The organism is Dactylosporangium sp. NPDC051087, from assembly GCF_055586325.1.
Window position 1 is genome coordinate 1 of sequence record NZ_JBVJIJ010000019.1, and the last position, 18750, is coordinate 18750.

Consider the following 18750-nt stretch of genomic DNA (forward strand, 5'->3'; position numbering starts at 1 on the left):
ACACCAAGCCCGCGCCCGCACCAGCCACTACCGCCGCCGCGGCCACACCATCCATCAACCAGCATCTACATAACGAACCTGGGCTGTCGTACTAGACCTGCTAGCACTGCTTGTCTATCTTTCTCTCTTGCAGGAAGCCGCAGCTCATGGTCAACCAAAGGTCTTAGTTCTAGATGATGTGCTGCAAAGCGTAGATGCCGTCGTCCGGATCGCAGTTGCAGAATACATCTTGGATCGATTCCGCGACTGGCAGCTAATCGTTACCTTCCACGACCGACTTTGGCGTGATCAATTTAGAGCCCTGTGTACCCAACGTGGGCACGGCATTGTCCTCCGAGATATCGCAAGATGGAGCTACGAAACTGGCCCGGTTCTGATTCAGGCGGGCGCTGACGCGAGCGTTGATCTGCGGACTGTGTTGGGATCGACATCGCCATCCCTTATCGCCGGGCAAGCTGGACTACTACTAGAAACACTGTCCGATTGGCTGAGCAAGTCGCTTGGAACCTCGGTGACGCGTAGGCCAGACGATAAATACACTCTGGGTGATACGTTTCCCGGAGTGCAAAAAGTGCTGACCAAGTACGGGATAGGGCCTGCGGTAACCCGCGTTCAAAGCTATTCAATTCTGCGAAATCTAGTTGGAGCGCATTACAATGAGTTCGCTCAAAATCTGGCTTTGAGTGAAGCGGTAGAATTCGCCAATTCGGTTTTGATTCTTTGGGAGCTAGGTTGGTGCCCACTATGTCGCACGACACTCCTTCGGTACGACGATCGGCTTTCGTGCCGTTGTGGAAACCTGGTTAGTTTCAAGCCGCCAGCTTGAGTTGATGACGGAGGTGTTGAGGCTATGCAGCAGGCGGGTTTGCTTGGCCTGGCTGTTGCAGTACGGTTAGGTCCGATGACGGTAGATGGTGACGCGAGCGAACTGCCCACGGATTGGTGGACAGCTGACGATTGTGCCCGCTTCCTAGGAGTCACGCGCAGCACGTGGGCCGCATACGTCGCGCGGCAGCAGGCACCTCAGCCTGAGCGGAAGTTCGGGCGGTCGCCCGTCTGGCGGCCTCAGTCCGTACGCGCGTGGGCGGAAGCTAGGCCCCGCCGTCCGACGGCATAGAGCTACTCGCCAGCGTTGACCAGCACGTAGAGCAGTGCAACTAACGTTGTCCCGGTGACGATGTCTCGCTTGTCGATCAAGCGTCGGAGGTCGTCCAGCGATACCCATTCCACGCGCTCGGACTCGAATCCGTCAACTGGCGGGCCGATGTACTTGGCCGAGTCGGCGCGGAAGATGTGGTGTTCGGAGTTCATCAGCCCGGGTGTGGGCTGCGTGTAGATGAGCGGGCGCAGCGGTCCGGGTCTCCAGCCGGTTTCTTCCTCGACCTCGCGTGCGGCTGCGACGGCTGGTTCGTCGTTGCCGATGGCGCCGACTGGGATCTCGTAGGTCCAGGTGTCGGTGATGAACCGGTGGCGCCACAACAGGAGCACCTTGCCGTCGACGACGACGACGGCGCCGGCGCCGGGGGCGCTGCGGATAAGTCGATGGTCGAGGTGCCTGCCGTCGGGTAGCTCGACGTCGGCGGCCAGCACGTGGACCCACTGGTCTTGGTAGAGCGTGCGTTCGGAGTTGACCTGCCAGCGCATTAGAACCCCCTCAGCTGGGCGTCGGTGTCGGCCCGGTCGAGAAACTCCGCCACCGTTGGCACCCTAGCGTGTGGCCTGAGGACGGTTGTCACCTGCGCGACGCGGTCACGGATGCGGCCGGACTCCATGCCCTCTGCGTAGTCGAGCATCTGCCCGCCGACCGCCACGGCCTGGTCGACGTCGCCGCGCTGAGCGACGATCAGCGCGAGGCCGGCGAAGCGGTGGACGCGGCCGCGTAGGTGCGTTCCGCCGGCTGTCCGGACAGACTCCTCGGCGTACGTCTGTGCGGCGCTGAGGTCACCCAGGCGCCGTAGCGCCTCGGCCACCTGCGTCTCGATGAGGCCCGGCTGTACGTAGGACGCTTCGGCGGGTTCGTCGGTCGGCTTGATGCGGCCCGCTGTCCACTCCGACTCGGCCATGTGCCGCTGGCAGTCGGCGCCCTGCCCCATCCGCGCGTACGCCTTACCCGCCAGGGAGTGCAGATCGGCCGCCAGGGCGTGGCTGAGATGCCCCCGCGCCGCGCGCAACGCCGACTCGGCGTACTGCACGACGAGCCGCGGTTGGTTGTTGTGCAGCGCGTGCGTGCTCATCAGCGCTACGACGTAGGCGCCGAATGCCTTGTCACCACTGGCTTTCGCCATGCGGAGGGCGCCGAAGAGGTACTTCTGGGCAAGGCCCTGCTGGTCGGCGTCGTACGCGCACACGCCGGCAAGCGCCGCCAGTCCGCCAGCCGCGCGGAGCAGCTCGCGGCCGGTGCGGTTGTCGTAGGCGTTGCGCAGCAACGGTGCCGCGTGCTCGTTGAGGGCCGCCACGAGGCGCGGCCGGACCGGCACGCCGCCGACCCGCCGGTACATCTCCTGATAGCGGGCGCGCAGCTGGCGCAGGCGCTGCACGTCGGCGGCGCCGACCTGGGCGTGACCGTCGCGCGAGACGTCCAGATCGTCCGGCGGGTTCTCCCACTCCCAGACCGGCGCGATCGCATCCGTGCCGGTGGCCGGCGGGCCGCCGGCCTTGTCCCGCTGGTCGCCGCGCCAGAGCGCCGACGCGCGCTCGACCGCCTGCGCGAGGGGCATCCCAACAGGTGCGGACTTCCGGCGCTCCATGCCGATGTCGGCCAGCGTGACGGGCGCGTTCAGTGCTTGACCGATGACGCGGCAGATCAGCTCGGGACCTGGGTCGCGCGGCACGCCGCCGTCGCGGATCCAGCGGGCGACGGACGCGTGGTCGTACCGGAGCGCATGGGCGGCGCCGAGCAGGTTGACGCGGCGCGCGAGACCCGCGTTCGAGAGGCCGGCGCGCTCGATGAGCGCTGCGAGCAGGAGATTCGCTTCGGCCATGCTCCGGAGCGTAGGGAATTCGTGACGCTCAGGGAACCCCGTCGATCGATTCACACAGGGTGTGAGACGAGTGCCACGTCGCGCGCGGCTCACACCCTGTCGACCAGGTCGCCGCTGCGGTTCTCTTGTGGCAGGCGCTGATCGACCGGGCGCCAATCGATCAAGTCCCAGCTCAATGGCACGCCACGCGGTTGCGAATACAGCACTGGCGCTGTACGGTCGCAATCACGAATACAGCACTGGTGCTGTATTCGACTCGACCGGCAGACGCCGGCACGATCTGGAGGTTCTGGAGTGATCACACAGACGGAGCGGGGCGCCGACGTCCTGCCGATGCCCACGCTGACCGGCCTCGCGGCGTTCTTCGGCCCCGGGCACGTCCTGGCCGACGTCGCCGCGCGGCACTGCGACGCGCACCGGACGCCGTTCACGCGGGGCGTGGCGTGCGGCGCCTGCTGGGAGCTGGCGATCCGCGACGACGAGCGGTTCGCGGTCGAGTGCGACCTGCCCCGCGAGCTGGAGACCGACCCGGACTACATCGACGAGATCGCCGTCGACCTCGCGTGCAGCGGCCAGCGGGTGACGCTGACGCCGGCCGAGGCGGTCGTCGCGGTCAACCGCCTGCGGAGCCGCTCGGTGAGCCTCTCCCGCATCGCCCTCCGCCTGCACCTGTCGTACGGCGCGGTGGTCCGGATCGTCCGCGAGACGCGCAACGAGGTGGCGGCATGACCACGAAGACCTACAGCGCCCGCGAACGCGGCCCGGTGACGCTCGACATCCGCGTGAACGTCGGCAGCATCCGCGTGATCGTGGAGGACCGCAACTACGCCGAAGTGTTCCTGACCTGCCACAACGGCAACGCCACCGCCACCAACGCGATCGAGCAGACCGAGATCGAGGAGTACGACGACCACCTGATCGTTCGGGTGCCGAACCTGGAACCGACCACGGTCCGGCAGCACTTCGACGGCGTCACGCAGGTGGTCGGACACAACGTCGGCGTGGTCGTCGGCGTCGTCTACGGCAGCATCGTGACCGGCGCCGGCGGCGCGGTCATCGGCGGCATGACGACCAACGGTGTCAGCCCGGCTGTCGACATCGCGGTACGGCTGCCGCTGGGTAGCTCGCTGATCACCGAGACCATCAGCGCGTCCGTGGATGCTTCAGGCGGCTTGCTCCGCGCGGTCACCGAGAGCGTGTCCGGCTCGGTCCACCTCGACTCCGTCGCCTCGCCGGACCTGTCCACCGTCTCCGGCGCCATCACCATCGACCACCTCATCGGCGACGGCTACGCCAAGACCACCTCCGGCGCCATCACCGCCACCGCGACCGACCGGTGCCACCTGCGCGCCGAGTCCGTCTCCGGCTCCATCCGGGTGACCGGCCCGATCAAGCTCAGCGCGCACACCGTCTCCGGCCGCGTCACCACATCCTGAAAGGAGCCCCACCGATGACCACCGCGACCGCCCCCAGCGCCTACCCGCCGCCGATCGAGGCGCTCATGCCGCAGGCCCGCACCCTCGCCGACCAGACCGGCGACGTCCCCTCCCGCAACGCGCTGATGAAGGAGTTCCGCATCGGCGCCCCGAAGGCCAACGCCATCCGCGAAGCGCTCACGGCCGAGCGTGCCGAGGCCGATGAGATGCCCCCGGCCCGCGCGCTGCACATCGTGCCGGACCTGGAGCCGGACACCGATGCCCCCGAGCCCGCCGCGTCGCCGGTCGCCGAGGTGATCGAGGCGGCGCCGCTGGCCACGGGTGACGGACACCCGGACACCAACATCAACCCGCCGCCCGCGCTGCACACCGTCCCGGCCGCGCCGACCGCCGAGGCACCCGCCCGGCGCAAGCCGCGCTCCTGGCCCGTCTGGGTGCTCGCCCTGCCCGCGTTCGTCGCGATCTGGTCCGGGTGGGTCGGCCTCGGCGAACTGACCGGGTTCGGCGTCATCCACCCGCTCCCGGGCATCGCCGACGGGTTCAGCATCAACACCGCGATCACCCTCCCGATCGGCGTCGAGGCCTACGCCGCGTACGCCCTCGCGGTCTGGCTGTCCGACGCCTACGGCCCGGCCGTGCGCCGGTTCGCCCGCTGGTCCGCGATCGGCTCCCTGGCGTTCGGGTGCGCCGGACAGGTCGCGTACCACCTGCTCAGCGCCGCCGGAGTCACCGCCGCGCCGTGGTGGATCACCACCGCCGTTGCCTGCCTGCCCGTCGCCGTCCTCGGCATGGGCGCCGCCCTCGCGCACCTGATCCACGCCAACCGCGACTAGCTCCGCCCGGTGCGCGGCCTCCGTGGCCTAGGAACCCTCGGCCGCGCACCGGTCCCCATCCCTCCATCAGGAGTCAGGAGACCCCCATCATGGCAACCCCCACCGACGCCGGCACCCTCGCCGCTGTCTTCGCTGCCCTGTACGCCGCGCACCAGGTCGCCGACCACTGGGTGCAGACGCAGCACCAGGCCGACCACAAGGCCGACGCCGGGTGGCGGGGGCATCTCGCCTGCGCCGGCCACGTGGCCACGTACACGCTGACCGCCGTCGTCGCCCTGGTCGCGGTGCTCGCGGTCACCGGCGCCGAGCTCCACATCGGCTGGACCGCCGCCGGGCTCACCGTCTCGGCGGTCACGCACCACATCGCCGACCGGCGGGCGCCGCTGCGCCGCATGGCCGACGCGCTCAAGAAGTCCCCGGTGTGGATGGAGCGTGGTGGCGGGCTGTACGCCCTCGACCAGTCCTGGCACGTCGGCTGGCTGTTCATCGCCGCGCTGCTCATCAGCGCCTGACGCACCACCACCAGCTCCGCCAGGCGCGCGGCCTCCGTGGCCTAGGAACCCTCGGCCGCGCACCGGTCCCCGTCCCTCCATCAGAGGTCAGGAGATCTCCAGCATGACGAGCAACGACCCGGACCGCGAGCACCCGAACGGGTTCGACTGGTCCAAGTACGAGTCCGAGGTTGCCGACGTCGCCGACGTGGTCGACCTCGGCGCCGCCCGCGCCCGCCGCGACGGCACCGGAGCCGACAGCCACTTCGACGTCGCTCTGGACGACGAGCCGCAGCGCGGTGGGGTGCTGGTCGACGCGCCGCCGGCCGACCGCAAGGGTCGCCGCCCGATCATCCCAACCCGGTTGCTGGGCTGGCAGAACTTCAAGGCCACCGTCCGCGACATCGCCGAGGACGCGTTGCACCGCGCGGGCTACCACGCCGTCCGGGCGCCCTGGTACGCGGCGCAGGCGGGGTTCTGGGCCACCGTCGGTGTGTTCAAGCTGGTCGGCCGCCAGTTGCGGTGGTGGTGGCTGTCGGAGCAGTACGGACTCCGGCAGGCCGCCGCCGACGCCAACGACCCGGCGACCTGGTACAAGCTGCACCGCGAGGTCAAGGCCACTCGCGCATGGCGCGGCATCGTCCTGGCCGCCGAGACCGCCGCGCTCGCCATCGGCGGCCCGATCGCGTACGCCATGGCCCCGTGGTGGGTAACCGGCCTCGCCGCCGCCGGGCTGGTCTGCGGGCTGGCCCGGATCGGCCGCCCGCAGGACAAGCCGATCCTCCGCCCCGCCGTGGTCGCCGGACGATACCGGCGGGTCAACCCCGACATCGTCCTGCGCGCCTACTACGCCGCCGGGCTCGGCCACCCGGACAAGCCCAACCAGCAGGTCACCTTCGGTTCCACGATGTCCCGCGACACGACCGGCACTGGGTCGCAGGTGGTCATCGACCTGCCGTACGGCAAGACGTGGGAGCACGTCCTCAACGCCAAGGGCGCCATCGCCTCCGGCCTCGACGTGTCCGTCAACCAGGTGTTCCTCACCCGCGACCCGTCCAGCCACCGGCGGCATGTGCTGTTCGTCGCCGACCGTGACCCCCTCGCCATCCCGGCCGGGCGTACGCCGCTACTGGACGGCAAGGTCCGCGACATCTGGACCGAGGCGCCGTTCGGCCTCGATGAGCGCGGCCGGAAGGTCGGGCTGCTGCTCATGTGGGTGTCGGTGATGGTCGGCGCGCAGCCCCGCAAGGGTAAGACGTTCGCCACCCGCCTCCTGGCGCTGTTCGCGGCGCTGGACCCGTACGTGCGGCTCATCGTGGTCGACGGCAAGATGTCGCCGGACTGGGACAAGTTCCGCCTCGTGGCGCACCGCATGGTGTTCGGCACCGTCCCGAACAGCCGCGACAACGACCCGGTCGAGCACCTCCTGGAGGTGCTCCGCGAGGTCAAGGCTCACATCCAGGAGGTCAACGACTTCCTCTCCTCCCTGTCCACGGCCGAGTGCCCCGAGGGGAAGATCACCCGGGAGCTGTCGCGGAAGTACCCGCAGCTGCGGGTGTGGATGCTCGTGATGGAGGAGTTCCAGGCGTACTACGAGCTGGACAGCCAGGAGCAGAACAAGGAGATCGCCGCCCTGCTGTCGTACATCATGGCCGTCGGTCCGTCGGCGGGCGTGATCCTGCTGTCCAGCAGCCAGAAGCCCTCCGGCGTCGGCGCCGGTGACGTCGGCCGGCTGTTCAACCGGTACCGCGACAACCACGCGGTGCGGTTCGCGCTCAAGTGCGGCAACCGCGTCGTGTCCGAGGCGGTCCTGGGCGGTGAGGCGTACAGCGAGGGCTACGACGCGTCCGCGCTGCCCAACGGGCCGCAGTACCGAGGCGTCGGCTACATGTACGGCGCCAGCGACGACACGCCGACCGTGCGGACGTACCTCGCCGACCACACCGACGCGGAGAAGATCCTCACCGCCGCGCGCAAGCACCGCGAAGCGGTCGGCACGCTGTCCGGCGCCGCAATCGGCGAGCACACGACGCGGGACATGCGAGACACCCTCGCCGACGTCCGGTCGGTGTTCCTGGCAGGGGAGAACGGCCTGCACTGGGCGACCATCGCCGCCCGGCTGGCCGACGCGCTGCCGGAGCACTACTCCGACATCACCGCCGACGCGATCTCCGCGCAACTGCGTGATCGTGTACCGAGCGTGAACGTCAAGGTGCGCGGCGAGGTGCTCAAGGGCGCCCGCGTGTCCGATGTGGACACCGCGATCCAGCGTCGCAAGAGCGCCTGACCGGTAGCGGCGGCGCCGCTACCCGGTAGCGCCGCCGCTACCCACCCCGCTACCACACTGGCCAGCCGCTACCCACCGAGGTAGCGGGTAGCGCCAGCAGCCCTTTCGCGCCCAAAACAGCCCGTGGAGGCTCTCGCATGTCCGCGCTCGCCGCTACCGCTACCGGCCAACCGGCCGCCGCAGCGCTGCTGTTTCTCGTTCTCATCGTCGTCACGTTCGGTTACGTCCTGGCGTGCTGGCTCTGGCCGTTCGTGGCCTGCCGCCGCTGCAAGGGCACCGGCAAGCGCCGCGCCCTGTTCGGCGGTCGCGCCTTCGGCATCTGCCGTCGCTGCGACGGCACCGGCCGCCAGCTCCGCCCCGGCCGCCGCGCCATCAACTACCTCCGCACCGTCCGCGCCAACGACCACAACCGCACCGGCGGCAAGCGATGACCCGCCTCGCGCGGCTCGGCCGCGCCGCAGGAGTCGGCGCGCTGCGGCACACCGACTGGTGCGCCGGTGGCCACCGCTGCAACCTCGGCGAGCACCGCGCCGACCCCCTCGTGGTCAGCGTTCCCGGCCTCGGTCGGGCGCTGCTCACCCGCGTCCGCGCCGCCGACGGCCGGGAGCACGCGGAGGTGACCCTCACGGTCGCGCTCGCCGCCGCTGAGCCGTACGCGCGGCAGCAGCTGCTCCTCCTGACCACCGACCTCACGCGCGTGCTGGAGCGGGCGACCCGCGCCAGCACACGACCCAAGAGAGGCATCCGCAATGGCTGACTCACAAGCGTTGCTGCGCAACGCGATCGACTACATCGGGCGCGGCTGGCCGGTCTTCCTGCTCGGCCGCAGCAAGCGCCCACTCGCCAACTGCGACGGCTGCCGGACCGCCGGGCCGAAGCACGACCGCGACGCCTGCCCCTGCATGTTCTGCCACGGCCTGTACGCCGCGACGCTCGACCCGCAGCGCGTCACCGCGATGTTCGCCGCGCAGCCCGACGGGCTGCTCGCGGTCCGCACCGGCGCGGTCGCCGGTCTGGTCGTGGTCGACATCGACCCGGGCCACGGCGGCGCCCTCGACGCGGCGCTCATGCCCGAAACGGCCTGTGTGGTCACGGGAAGCGGCGGGTGGCACCTGTACTACCGCCACCCGGGAACGGCCGTCCTGAACAGTCAGGGACGCCTCGGCGAGGGAATCGACGTACGGGGCGACGGCGGGTACGTCGTGGCGCCGCCGTCGATCCACCCGCGCACCGGCCGTCCGTACCGCTGGGTCGGCGACCGGCCGGTGGTTGAGATGCCCCCGGCCCTCGTCACGGCCTGCCGACCGGCGTCGGCCGTCGAGGCGTCGGCGAGCACGACCAGGGCGACGAGCTCGACGCCGGCCGGGGGCATCTCATCACCCGACGCGCTGCTGCGCTCCCTGCTCGACACCATCCGCCGCGCGCCGAAGGGCCGCCGCCGCGCCACGCTCTACGGCTCCGCCCGGGGCGTCGCTCGGATGGTCGCGGCCAACGCCATCAGCACCCGCGACGCGCTGAACGCCTTGTACGACGCCGGAATCAGCGCCGGACAGACCGACCGCGAGACCCGCGCCGCCATCGCCGGCGGCTTCCGAGACGAAGGAGTGGCAGCGTGACCACCGAACCCGTTGACGGCGCGGCGATCCTCGACCGCCTCCACGCCGCCATCACCCGCTACGTCGTGCTTCCCTCGCCCGAGGCGGTCGACGCCGTCGTGCTGTGGATCGCCGCGACGCACGCCATGCCGGCATGGGCGCACGCGCCCCGGCTCGTGATCCGCGCACCGGAGAAGCGCTGCGGCAAGTCGCGGCTCCTCGACGTCGTGGAGGGCACCAGCTGCAACCCGCTCATCACAGTCAACGCCTCACCGGCCGCCGTCTACCGCGCCATCGGTACCGACGAGCCGCCCACGCTCCTGGTGGACGAGGCCGACACCATCTTCGGCGGCAAGAACGCCGAGGCGAACGAGGATCTCCGGGGGCTGCTCAACGCCGGACACCAGCGCAACCGGCCCGCGATCCGCTGGGACAGCAACGCGCACCGGCTGGAGAAGATCCCCACGTTCGCCATGGCCGCGCTCGCCGGGATCGGCGCGATGCCCGACACCATCGAAGACCGCGCCGTGGTCGTGCGGATGCGCCGGCGGATGGCGGGCGAATCCGTGGCGCCGTACCGCCACCGCCGCGACGGGCCGGTGCTGCGCAAGGTGGCCGTCGAGCTGTTCCAGTGGCTCCGGGGGCATCTCGACACCCTCGAAGGCGCAGAGCCCGACATGCCGCTCGAAGACCGCGCCGCCGACACGTGGGAACCGCTGATCGCCGTTGCCGACCTCGCAGACGGCAGCTGGCCCGCGCGCGGCCGGGCCGCCGCGACCGTCCTCACCGCCGAGGCGGAAGACACCGGCCACGTCTCGACCCGCGTGCGACTGCTCGCCGACATCCGGACCGCGTTCACGACGCTCGGCGACCCGGGCGCCGCGACCACGGCCGAGCTGCTCGCCGCGCTCAACGACGACCCGGAAGGCCCCTGGCAGGGGTTCGGACCGGCCGGGATGACCGGCAAGCGCCTCGGCGACCTGCTGCGAGAGTTCGGCATCAGCTCGGCCACCATCCGGTTCCCCGTCGGGCAGGCCAAGGGTTACCACCGCGAGGCGTTCACGGACGCGTGGAAGCGCTACTGCCCAGACCGAACCGTCCCACCCGTACCAGAGTCGTCTTCGCAGGTCAGCGACGGTACGGATGCAGACCCCGGTACGGGTCAAGCCGTACCGGCCAAACCATCCGTACCGGCCGTGAGCAGCGAAAACGAGCCTGGGACGGATGGGACGGGTACCCCCGCCATCCGCCGCATCGGAGGTGTCGCGTGACCACCCTCGCCACCCGCAAAGCACTCTGGAAGATCCCCGAGGCGATGGAACAGCTCAGTATCAGCCGGACCGTCATCTACGAACAGATCCGCGCCGGCCGCCTCCGCACCGTGAAGCAGGGCCGCGCCCGGCTCGTGCCCGACAGCGCCATCGGCGAGTACGTCGCGCTGCTCGAACGGGAGGCAGCCTGATGACCGCACGACGTGGGCGGGGCGAGGGCGGCCTGTTCTGGGACGAGAAGCGGCAACGCTTCATCGCCGAGGTCACCGTCGGCTACACGCCGACAGGAAAGCGCATCGTGCGCCGGGGGAGCGGAAAGACCAAGACGGAAGCGCGCGCGAAGCTCAAGGAGGTGTTGCGCGACCACGAGGACGGTCTTGCGATCGCGCCGCAGAACGTGAACGTTGCCGACGCGGTGAAGGACTGGCTGGCCTACGGGCTGAATGGACGGTCGCCGCGCACCATTTCGAAGAACACGACCCTGTGCAAGGTCCACGTCATTCCCGCGCTCGGCGCCCGGAAGCTGCGGGACCTCAGCGCGACGGACGTTGACAAGTGGCTCGCCACGAAGGCCAAGACGCTCAGCACGCGCACGCTCGGCGAGGTGTATTCGTGCCTCAACCGGTCGATCAATCGGGCCATGGCGCGCGACAAGGTGAAGCGCAACGTAGTGGCGCTGTGCAGCCTGCCCACGGGGCAGGAAGGGCGCCCGTCGAAGTCACTGACCCGAGACCAGGCCAAGGCGGTCCTGAAGGCAGCAGAGGCGACGTTCCTGCACGCGTACGTCGTCCTGTCGCTGCTGACCGGCGCCCGCACGGAGGAGCTGCGCGCGCTCACGTGGGAACGCGTCGACCTGGTCGGCAAGCTCGACGTCGAGCCGATCGTGCCACCGTCCATCCAGGTGTGGCGGTCCGTCCGGGAAGGCGGAGACACGAAGACCAGGAAATCCCGCCGGACGCTTGCGCTCCCCGCGCTGTGCGTCCGGGCTCTGACCAGCCACAAGGCCGTCCAGGACAGCGCGCGAGAGAAGGCCGGCAACGACTGGCAGGAGACCGGCCTGGTCTTCACCAGTCAGGTCGGCACGGCGCTTGACGCGGCCAACGTCCGGCGGGCGTTCCGCCGGGTGCTCAAGCTCGCCGGGCTGAACCCGAAGGAGTGGACGCCGCGCGAGCTCCGCCACAGCTTCGTGTCGCTGCTGTCCGAAAGCGGCATGAGCCTCGAAGAGATCGCCGACCTGGTCGGTCACGCCGGCACGACCGTCACGGAGAAGGTCTACCGCCACCAGCTGCGCCCGGTACTGCTCGGCGGGGCGGTCGCAATGGACCAGATCTTCGCTGACGAGATGTCCCCGAAGGAGGACAAGCCGGAGGGATAGTCACGCAGTTAGTCATGCGGGGTAGGAAAGAGGCCGTTTCCGACTTGCGGAAACGGCCTCTGACCTGCGGTGGGCGATACTGGGATCGAACCAGTGACCTCTTCGGTGTGAACGAAGCGCGCTCCCGCTGCGCCAATCGCCCGCGACGTTTGTGCACTCTACCCGATCCGGACCGTCGTCCGCACCTCGGTACCCCCGTGTGTCGGGTCAGCGCAGGCGGGCGGGGTCGATCTCGCGGGCGGGGAAGCGGTTCAGGTATTCCTGTTCGAGTTCGGTGGTGCGGCGGGTGTGGGTGGCCAGGGCGTCGTCGGAGCCGTGGCGGAACGTGTCGTGGCGGGTGGTGTGCAGGCTGGACAGTTCCCGCACGAGGTCGTCGTCGGTCAGTGACGCCGGGGGTACACCTTGCTCCATACGGCGACGTGTACCCCCGGAACGCGGCGTCACACCAGGGTGAGGCTGAAGTCGTCCGCGTAGTAGGCGGGCTGGCCGTACCAGCCGTGGACGAAGACCGTCACCGAGGTGGTGGTGGCCGAGGTGGTGAAGGTGACGGTGAGCGGGGCGTAGGCGTTGCCGGTGCCCGGAGTCCAGGTGCTCGCGTTGACGCCGGTGCCGGTGGCGCCGATGTACACGTAGCTGCCGCGGACGTGGCCGGTGAGGCGGTACGTGCGGTTCGGCTGGACGGCGACGGTCTGCTGGCACTGTGCGGTGTCGCCGGCGGTGACGTCACCGGTCACGGCCCGGGTGCCGGAGTGGACCGGCGTGGTCACCACGGAGCAGCGGCTGCCGGTCCAGGGCGCGAGGGTCCCCGTCTCGAAGCCGCCGTTGGTCAGTACACCGGCGGGCGGCGAAGAAACAGAAGGAGACGCGGAAACAGAAGGCGACGTGGAAGCGGACGGCGACGCGGAAGCGGACCGGGACGCGGACGGCGAGGTCGACGGCAGCGTGCCCCACGGGACCTGCGACGAGCGGTAGTAGTTGATGTTCTGGACGGTCCAGCGCGGGCCCTGGGCGCCGAGGCGCACCTTGAACGTGTCCCAGTTGCGGGCGGACTGCGGCGACCACGCGAGCTCGGCGATGGCGGGCATGCGCGGGAAGGCCATGAACTCGATGTCGGCCAGGGTGCGCAGCGTCTCGCTCCACAGTGGAGCTTCGACGCCGAGGACGGACGCCGCCGGTACGCCGGGAAGGTAGGTGGCCGGGTCCCAGTTGTAGGCGGTCTGCACCTCGATGAGGCCGGCCCAGGAGAGGCCGAGCGGGGTGGCGTTGTTGTACTTCATGTCGAGGTAGGTCTTGTTCGCCGGGGACAGCAGGATCTTGTCGCCCTTGGCGGCGGCGGAGCTGAGGTCGGCGTCGGAGGTGCCGGTGCCCCAGAACTGCGCGACGCGGCCCGGGGTGTGGTCGGCCTGGCCGACCTGGTGCCAGCCCATGACGGTCTTGCCGAGCGCGCCGGCGAAGGGCTGGACGCGGTTCATGAACGTGCGGTAGTCGGCGTCGCTGGTGCTGTGCGCCTCGTCGCCGCCGAGGTGCAGGTACGGGCCGGGGGTCAGCGCCGCCAGCTCGCTCAGGACCTGCTGCACGAAGGTGTACGTGACCTCCTTGCTCACGCAGAAGGAGCTGAAGCCGACCTCGGTGCCGGTGTACAGCGCGGGGGCGACCCCGTTGCAGTTGAGCTCGGCGTAGGAGGCGAGCGCGGCGTTCGTGTGGCCGGGCATGTCGATCTCGGGCACGACGGTGATGTGCCGGGCGGCCGCGTAGGCGACGATGTCGGTGTACTGCGCCTTCGTGTAGTAGCCGCCGGCGCCGCCGCCGACCTGCGTGCTGCCGCCGACGCTCGTCAGCCGCGGCCACGCGTCGACGACGATGCGCCAGCCCTGGTCGTCGCTGAGGTGCAGGTGCAGGGTGTTCAGCTTGTACTGGGCGATCTCGTCGATGTAACGCTTGACGGTGTCGACGCCGAAGAAGTGCCGGGACACGTCGAGCATGGCGCCGCGGTAGGCGTAGCGCGGGTAGTCCACGATCCGCCCGCCGGCCACGGTCCACGGCCCGCTCTGCACGGTCTTCGCCTCGATGGTGGCCGGCAGCAGCTGCCGCAGCGTCTGCACGCCGTGGAAGAGGCCGGCCGCGGTCTGCGCGCGGATCGTCAGCAGCGACGCGGTCACGTCGAGCTGGTAGCCCTCGGCGCCGACGCTCGCGTCCGCGCCGGACAGCAGCAGCGCGATGCCGCTGGCGGGGGTGCCGCTGCCCGTGGTCACCGGCAGCGCGTAGCCGGTCGAGGGGCGCAGCACGGCGGCGAGAGCGTTGCCGACGTCCAGGGACTGGCTCTGGATGCCGGTGCTCGCGGTGATGGTGAACGTGACACCGTTCGCCGCCTGGACCGACACCGGCGCGGGCACCACGTCCTGGAGGTTCACCACGGCTGCGTCAGCCGGCGGGGCCGCAACGGTCCAGACGACCCCGGCGGTGGCGGTGGCCAGGGCGAGCGCTGTTGCGAGCAGAGCGGGACGGTGCACGGCGTCCTCCAGCGAAACTCATTGTAAAGTTTCCTGTTAATTGATGGCCTCCACTGCCGACCTGTCAAGGGCGAGTCACCGCAAGAGTCCCGCGAGCAGGTCGGCCCCGAGCGCCGCGGTGGCCGCCATGTCGAGGCTGTGCCGCACGTACCGGCCGCGCCGCGTCGTGCGCAGCAGGCCTGCCCGCTTCAGTACCGCGAGATGCCGCGACACCTCGGGCGGCGTGAGATGCCACGCCTCGGCCAGCTCCCCGGTGGTGTGCGGCCCGCGGGCCAGGGTCCGGCACAGCCGCTGCCGCACCGGATGCGCGAACGCGTCGAGCCGGTGCCGCACGAGATCCATCGGCACCGGCCGCCCGTCGTGCCGGTCCGCCGCCGGGTACTGCACCACCGGCCGCCACCCGCGCGCGTGGACGGTGAGCAGGTGGGGCCGCCCGTGCACCGACGGGATGAACGTGACGCCGTCGCCGCCGCTCGTCGAGCTGTCCTGCAGCTTGTCGAGCCGGATCCGGCCGCCGGCCAGGGTGATCGCGGGCGAGATCGCCGCGAGCGCCGCCTCCAGGCCGTGCCGGGCGTACAGGTCGGCCTTGTGCCGCGCGTCGGCGGCGAGCTGGTGCTCGACCCGCCGCCACGCCTCGTCGAAGAACGCCGCCGCGCACGCCTCCAGCAGCTCGCGGACGGCGGTGCGCACCGCGGCCGGGTCGTCGATCAGCCGCTCCGCGAACGCGGCCTGCCGCGGCCCCCGGGCGAGTGCCAGCTCGAGGGCCCGGTCGAGGTCCAGGGTCATGCGCGGCGAACCGCACGTCATGACGAGCGCGGCGGCGACATACGTCTCGTCGGGGATCGCGTCGACGGCGTCGAGCTCCTCCTCCAGGGTCGGCCGCGGCCGGCCCGGCACGAGGAAGTCCGCGCGCGACGACCGCCACAGGAACTCGGCCTCCAGCAGCCGGTCGGCGAGCTCCGGCCGCAACCCGGCGAGCGTCGCACCCGCCCACGCCTGCAGCGCCGGGTGATGGGCCGGCTCCGCGAGCACGTGCAGCATCGACGTCAGCTCGGCCAGGGGCGACGGCGCGAACACGCACCGCTGCGCCGGCATGCCCGTGATGTCGATCGTCAGCGCCACGCCCTCCATCGTGCCAGCGCCCGCCGCGCGCATGGTGCCCGCTTGACGGGTCACGTCAATCGGCGTGACCCCGCCGCCCCGGGCGCCGCACCGTGACCGGCATGCGATTCGGTCCCCGCTACGCGGCCGCCCTCGCCGCCGACGCGATCGGCGCGGGTCTCCTGCGTCCATTTCTCGTGGTGTACGGCCTGAGCGTCCTCAACCTGCCGGCGGCCGCCACCGGTCTCGCCCTGTCGGCCGGTCTCCTCGCCGGTCTGCTCGCCGTGCCGCTCACCGGCCGCTGGATCGACGCCGGCGGCCGGCGGACCTTCCCGGTCGCCGCGACCCTGCTCGTCCGGCTCGCGGGCGTCGCCGTCCTGCTCACCGCCGACGGCCTCGCCGCGTTCGCCGCCGCGTCGCTCCTGCTCGGCATCGGCAACCAGGTCTGGCCCGCCGCGCACGCCGCCCTGGTCGCCACCCTCACCGCCCCGGCACCCGCCGACGCCCCGCTGGCCGCCGCCCGCTCCCTGCGCAACGCGGGCCTCGGCGCGGGCGCCCTGCTCGCCGCCCTCGCCGTCACCGCCGGCCCCGACGCGCTGCGGCTCCTGGCCCTCGGCACCGCCGCCGGCTACGCGACCGCGGCCGCCCTGGTCCTCACCGTCCCGCTCCCGCCGACCGGCCCACCCCCGCGCCCCGCCGCCGCCCACGGCGACCGGGTGCCGGGCACGGCCGTGCTGGTGTGGGCGAACCTGCCGTTCGCGCTGTGCTTCGCCGTCCTGGAGGTCGCCGTCCCCGTCGTCCTCACCACCCACCTCGGCGCCTCCCCGGCCTGGTCCGCCGCCCTCTTCGCCGGCAACACCGTCCTGGTCGTCACGCTGCAGGTGTACCTCGTCGTCCGCCTCCGCCACCTCTCCCGCCGCACGGTCCTCGCCACCTCGGGCGTCGTGCTCGCCGCGTCGTACCTCGGCTTCTGGGCCAGCGGCACGGTGACCGCGGTCTGCGTCGTCACGGTCGCCTACACCCTCGGCGAGATCCTGTACGCGGGCAGCGGTACCGCACTGGTCACCGCCACCGCGCCGCCGCACCGCCTCGGCCAGGCGCTGTCCCGGTGGCAGCTGTCCACGGGCCTGGCCAACGCCGTAGCCCCCGCGCTGCTCCTGGCCCTGCTGGCCGCGTCACCAGCGCTGCTGTGGTCGGCCCTCGCCACGACGACCCTGCTGGCCGCGTTCGCCATCCACCGCTGGGCCCCACAACCCGCCGCCCTCACACCGGCGCACTGATGGGCGGGCGGCCCCACGCGAACTCCGCCCGCGCGCCTACGATCAGCGGTGCTGTTCGAAACAGATTTCAGTCAAGGTGCTTCAGGATTTTCGGGAACGTTCCATATGGGCCCAATTCCCCAAGAGTTGGAACGCCGTAGGTCTCGCCCTCGGTCATGCCTGCATCGAGCGGGATCCGGCCGGCTGGCATTTCCGTCAGAATCCCGAGCGTGATGTGGGGTCTGAAGAGATCCCCGCAGGCTCCTTTAGGGCGCAGGTTGAGCTCTTGAGCCGCACGCAGAACGACGTCGTGCGCATTCTGCAGAGCAGATGATCGCAGGACCTCGATTCCGACGCTGACGCCGCCCTCCGGCACGTAGGGATCACCCGGCGGGATGGAATTGAAGATCAGTCCGGCACGGATTGCTGGGATTCTCGGCGGCAGCGACCCGGCGCACATCTCACCCCAGCGCGCTGCGGCGTCCGGATCTCCGTCCACGTGCAGCAGGGTGACATGAGGAGGTGCCTCATTGCCGAGCGTCATCCTCGTCGTAGCGGACTCGCCGATGCGGATCGAATAGGCAACGGTGAGCTCGGCGACCGGCGGTTCGAGAATGAGAATTACCCCAAAAGCCATGCCCGATTGTAGCAGCCTTCCGCATTTTATGATCCTCGCCTTCTTCTGGTGGCACGCACCTCTGATCGGGCGACAACGGCGTCCGACAGGGCGCCGGCCTGATGCTTCGCGGCCACGTCCTGAGCGACGCTGTCCGTCAGCTCGATGGAGTCTGCCAGAACCGAGTTGCTGCACCGCAGAAGAAAGCTGTGAACGTATTTGTCAGGGGATGTGTACAGGTAGGCGGGTGCGTGAAATCCGCGCGCCATGTACGGATAGTGGAAGACGAAGAGTCGTTCGTCGAATCGATAGAACGCATGGGTCGGGTAGTGCGGAAACAGGCCGATGTAGAGCCTGCCCGGCTGGGCGGTGTCCTGGACGCGCAGTCTCCATGTGTTCAGTCTCGAGATCTCTGCCGCGAGCTCTTCCAATCCGCCGACCCAGGCCGTCTCTCCACCCACCTGCCCCGGTGCGCCCCGCGGTTCTTCGAGATAGCGCAGCCACATCGCGGGAGACCGGGGGTCGGACATGACGATCGTTACAGTTCCGCCTGCTTGCAGTATCCGTTCGAAGGCCAGGAAGTATTCCGGATCCTCTGTGAAGTTCAACTTCAACTTCAGAATTTCCACGTGCCGGGCGTTCGTGATCTCGGCCAGCCAGTCGAAGTGGACGGTCTGTGCGTAGACGCGCGAGAGTCCTGTCCTGCGGGAGTCGTCGACCAGACCGCTTTCGGTAACCGCGAATCTCACCGACTCCGGCAGTTCGGCGAGGGTCCGGCGCAGTCGCTGGGCCGTGGCGCGGTCACGAATTGACCCCACGGCGAAAGCGCCGAGGACCAGCAACGTGGCGCTTGAGATCATCTGTAGGGAGATGTCCTGTGTCAGGCCCAGAATTGATATTGCGCCTGCAATTCCGACGGTGATGATCCAGTCCGTGTACTCCAGGACCTTACCCGCCGCGTCTCTAATCCTGCGCATCTGTGAATCCCGCCTTCA

Annotated in this window: 19 protein-coding genes and 1 tRNA gene; 12 read left to right on the top strand and 8 right to left on the bottom strand. The window is 70.1% G+C overall.

Annotation, left to right across the window (positions count from 1 at the left end):
* Positions 1-1119 precede the first annotated feature (1119 nt).
* A complete protein-coding gene (locus ACZ6TV_RS32400; RefSeq protein ID WP_465301106.1) occupies positions 1120-1644 on the bottom strand; it encodes an NUDIX hydrolase in 525 nt (174 codons plus the stop codon).
* Complete coding sequence (locus tag ACZ6TV_RS32405) at positions 1644-3035, bottom strand: hypothetical protein (RefSeq protein WP_465301107.1); 1392 nt, start codon at positions 3033-3035, stop codon at positions 1644-1646. Before ACZ6TV_RS32405 ends, ACZ6TV_RS32400 begins: the two co-directional genes overlap by 1 nt.
* Positions 3036-3275: 240 nt before the next feature.
* Here ACZ6TV_RS32405 and ACZ6TV_RS32410 point away from each other — a divergent pair, with 240 nt between their 5' ends.
* The 11 genes from ACZ6TV_RS32410 to ACZ6TV_RS32460 all read left to right on the top strand — a co-directional run bounded on the left by ACZ6TV_RS32410 (position 3276) and on the right by ACZ6TV_RS32460 (position 12269).
* Positions 3276-3710: a hypothetical protein gene (locus ACZ6TV_RS32410; protein WP_465301108.1), complete on the top strand. Its 435-nt coding sequence runs from the start codon at positions 3276-3278 to the stop codon at positions 3708-3710.
* Complete coding sequence (locus ACZ6TV_RS32415; protein ID WP_465301109.1) at positions 3707-4417, top strand: DUF4097 family beta strand repeat-containing protein; 711 nt, start codon at positions 3707-3709, stop codon at positions 4415-4417. Before ACZ6TV_RS32410 ends, ACZ6TV_RS32415 begins: the two co-directional genes overlap by 4 nt.
* Before the next feature lie 14 nt (positions 4418-4431).
* Positions 4432-5250 (top strand): ABC transporter permease, encoded by an 819-nt coding sequence (locus tag ACZ6TV_RS32420; protein WP_465301110.1) that lies wholly within the window; start codon positions 4432-4434, stop codon positions 5248-5250.
* An 86-nt stretch (positions 5251-5336) separates the two neighbouring features.
* Complete coding sequence (locus ACZ6TV_RS32425) at positions 5337-5762, top strand: DUF3307 domain-containing protein (protein WP_465301551.1); 426 nt, start codon at positions 5337-5339, stop codon at positions 5760-5762.
* A gap of 103 nt (positions 5763-5865) precedes the next feature.
* On the top strand, positions 5866-8028 hold the full coding sequence (locus ACZ6TV_RS32430) for a cell division protein FtsK (protein WP_465301112.1): 2163 nt from the start codon (positions 5866-5868) through the stop codon (positions 8026-8028).
* Between the two features lie 137 nt (positions 8029-8165).
* Positions 8166-8459, top strand: a complete 294-nt coding sequence (locus ACZ6TV_RS32435) for a hypothetical protein (protein ID WP_465301114.1) — start codon at positions 8166-8168, stop codon at positions 8457-8459.
* Positions 8456-8785 carry a hypothetical protein gene (locus ACZ6TV_RS32440; protein ID WP_465301116.1) on the top strand — a complete coding sequence of 110 codons (330 nt, stop codon included), beginning with the start codon at positions 8456-8458 and terminating at the stop codon, positions 8783-8785. Before ACZ6TV_RS32435 ends, ACZ6TV_RS32440 begins: the two co-directional genes overlap by 4 nt.
* A complete protein-coding gene (locus ACZ6TV_RS32445) occupies positions 8778-9644 on the top strand; it encodes a bifunctional DNA primase/polymerase (protein WP_465301118.1) in 867 nt (288 codons plus the stop codon). The genes ACZ6TV_RS32440 and ACZ6TV_RS32445 overlap by 8 nt, the downstream gene beginning before the upstream one ends.
* Entirely contained in the window at positions 9641-10894 is a 1254-nt protein-coding gene (locus ACZ6TV_RS32450) for a DUF3631 domain-containing protein (protein ID WP_465301120.1), read from the top strand. The genes ACZ6TV_RS32445 and ACZ6TV_RS32450 overlap by 4 nt, the downstream gene beginning before the upstream one ends.
* 44 nt (positions 10895-10938) lie before the next feature.
* Positions 10939-11085 carry a helix-turn-helix domain-containing protein gene (locus ACZ6TV_RS32455; protein WP_363418037.1) on the top strand — a complete coding sequence of 49 codons (147 nt, stop codon included), beginning with the start codon at positions 10939-10941 and terminating at the stop codon, positions 11083-11085.
* Positions 11085-12269, top strand: coding sequence for a site-specific integrase (locus tag ACZ6TV_RS32460; RefSeq protein ID WP_465301122.1), 1185 nt, complete (start codon positions 11085-11087; stop codon positions 12267-12269). The genes ACZ6TV_RS32455 and ACZ6TV_RS32460 overlap by 1 nt, the downstream gene beginning before the upstream one ends.
* Positions 12270-12339: 70 nt before the next feature.
* On the opposite strand, the gene ACZ6TV_RS32465 is transcribed toward ACZ6TV_RS32460, so the two are convergent.
* The 4 genes from ACZ6TV_RS32465 to ACZ6TV_RS32480 all read right to left on the bottom strand — a co-directional run bounded on the left by ACZ6TV_RS32465 (position 12340) and on the right by ACZ6TV_RS32480 (position 15901).
* Positions 12340-12411: transfer RNA gene (locus ACZ6TV_RS32465), tRNA-Val, on the bottom strand.
* A 65-nt stretch (positions 12412-12476) separates the two neighbouring features.
* A complete protein-coding gene (locus tag ACZ6TV_RS32470; RefSeq protein ID WP_465301124.1) occupies positions 12477-12680 on the bottom strand; it encodes a DUF6158 family protein in 204 nt (67 codons plus the stop codon).
* A 29-nt stretch (positions 12681-12709) separates the two neighbouring features.
* A complete protein-coding gene (locus ACZ6TV_RS32475; protein ID WP_465301126.1) occupies positions 12710-14779 on the bottom strand; it encodes a family 20 glycosylhydrolase in 2070 nt (689 codons plus the stop codon).
* A gap of 75 nt (positions 14780-14854) precedes the next feature.
* Positions 14855-15901 carry a DUF5937 family protein gene (locus ACZ6TV_RS32480; RefSeq protein WP_465301128.1) on the bottom strand — a complete coding sequence of 349 codons (1047 nt, stop codon included), beginning with the start codon at positions 15899-15901 and terminating at the stop codon, positions 14855-14857.
* A 101-nt stretch (positions 15902-16002) separates the two neighbouring features.
* Between ACZ6TV_RS32480 and ACZ6TV_RS32485 the strand changes: the two genes are divergently transcribed.
* Positions 16003-17160, top strand: a complete 1158-nt coding sequence (locus ACZ6TV_RS32485) for an MFS transporter (RefSeq protein WP_465301130.1) — start codon at positions 16003-16005, stop codon at positions 17158-17160.
* 67 nt (positions 17161-17227) lie between these two features.
* Here the strand turns inward: ACZ6TV_RS32485 and ACZ6TV_RS32490 are convergent, their stop codons facing one another.
* Together ACZ6TV_RS32490 and ACZ6TV_RS32495 are read right to left on the bottom strand one after the other, a co-directional pair.
* On the bottom strand, positions 17228-17776 hold the full coding sequence (locus ACZ6TV_RS32490; RefSeq protein ID WP_465301132.1) for a hypothetical protein: 549 nt from the start codon (positions 17774-17776) through the stop codon (positions 17228-17230).
* A 26-nt stretch (positions 17777-17802) separates the two neighbouring features.
* On the bottom strand, positions 17803-18732 hold the full coding sequence (locus ACZ6TV_RS32495) for a hypothetical protein (protein ID WP_465301134.1): 930 nt from the start codon (positions 18730-18732) through the stop codon (positions 17803-17805).
* Positions 18733-18750 lie beyond the last annotated feature (18 nt).

Excerpts from the sequence above, each read along its gene's own strand:
- ACZ6TV_RS32435 (WP_465301114.1), top strand. The coding sequence starts at position 8,166 with ATGTCCGCGCTCGCCGCTACCGCTACCGGCCAACCGGCCGCCGCAGCG.
- ACZ6TV_RS32440 (WP_465301116.1), top strand. The coding sequence starts at position 8,456 with ATGACCCGCCTCGCGCGGCTCGGCCGCGCCGCAGGAGTCGGCGCGCTG.
- ACZ6TV_RS32470 (WP_465301124.1), bottom strand. The coding sequence starts at position 12,680 with ATGGAGCAAGGTGTACCCCCGGCGTCACTGACCGACGACGACCTCGTG.
- ACZ6TV_RS32460 (WP_465301122.1), top strand. The coding sequence starts at position 11,085 with ATGACCGCACGACGTGGGCGGGGCGAGGGCGGCCTGTTCTGGGACGAG.
- ACZ6TV_RS32420 (WP_465301110.1), top strand. The coding sequence starts at position 4,432 with ATGACCACCGCGACCGCCCCCAGCGCCTACCCGCCGCCGATCGAGGCG.
- ACZ6TV_RS32415 (WP_465301109.1), top strand. The coding sequence starts at position 3,707 with ATGACCACGAAGACCTACAGCGCCCGCGAACGCGGCCCGGTGACGCTC.
- ACZ6TV_RS32430 (WP_465301112.1), top strand. The coding sequence starts at position 5,866 with ATGACGAGCAACGACCCGGACCGCGAGCACCCGAACGGGTTCGACTGG.
- ACZ6TV_RS32445 (WP_465301118.1), top strand. The coding sequence starts at position 8,778 with ATGGCTGACTCACAAGCGTTGCTGCGCAACGCGATCGACTACATCGGG.
- ACZ6TV_RS32400 (WP_465301106.1), bottom strand. The coding sequence starts at position 1,644 with ATGCGCTGGCAGGTCAACTCCGAACGCACGCTCTACCAAGACCAGTGG.
- ACZ6TV_RS32485 (WP_465301130.1), top strand. The coding sequence starts at position 16,003 with ATGCGATTCGGTCCCCGCTACGCGGCCGCCCTCGCCGCCGACGCGATC.
- ACZ6TV_RS32455 (WP_363418037.1), top strand. The coding sequence starts at position 10,939 with ATGGAACAGCTCAGTATCAGCCGGACCGTCATCTACGAACAGATCCGC.
- ACZ6TV_RS32495 (WP_465301134.1), bottom strand. The coding sequence starts at position 18,732 with ATGCGCAGGATTAGAGACGCGGCGGGTAAGGTCCTGGAGTACACGGAC.
- ACZ6TV_RS32490 (WP_465301132.1), bottom strand. The coding sequence starts at position 17,776 with ATGGCTTTTGGGGTAATTCTCATTCTCGAACCGCCGGTCGCCGAGCTC.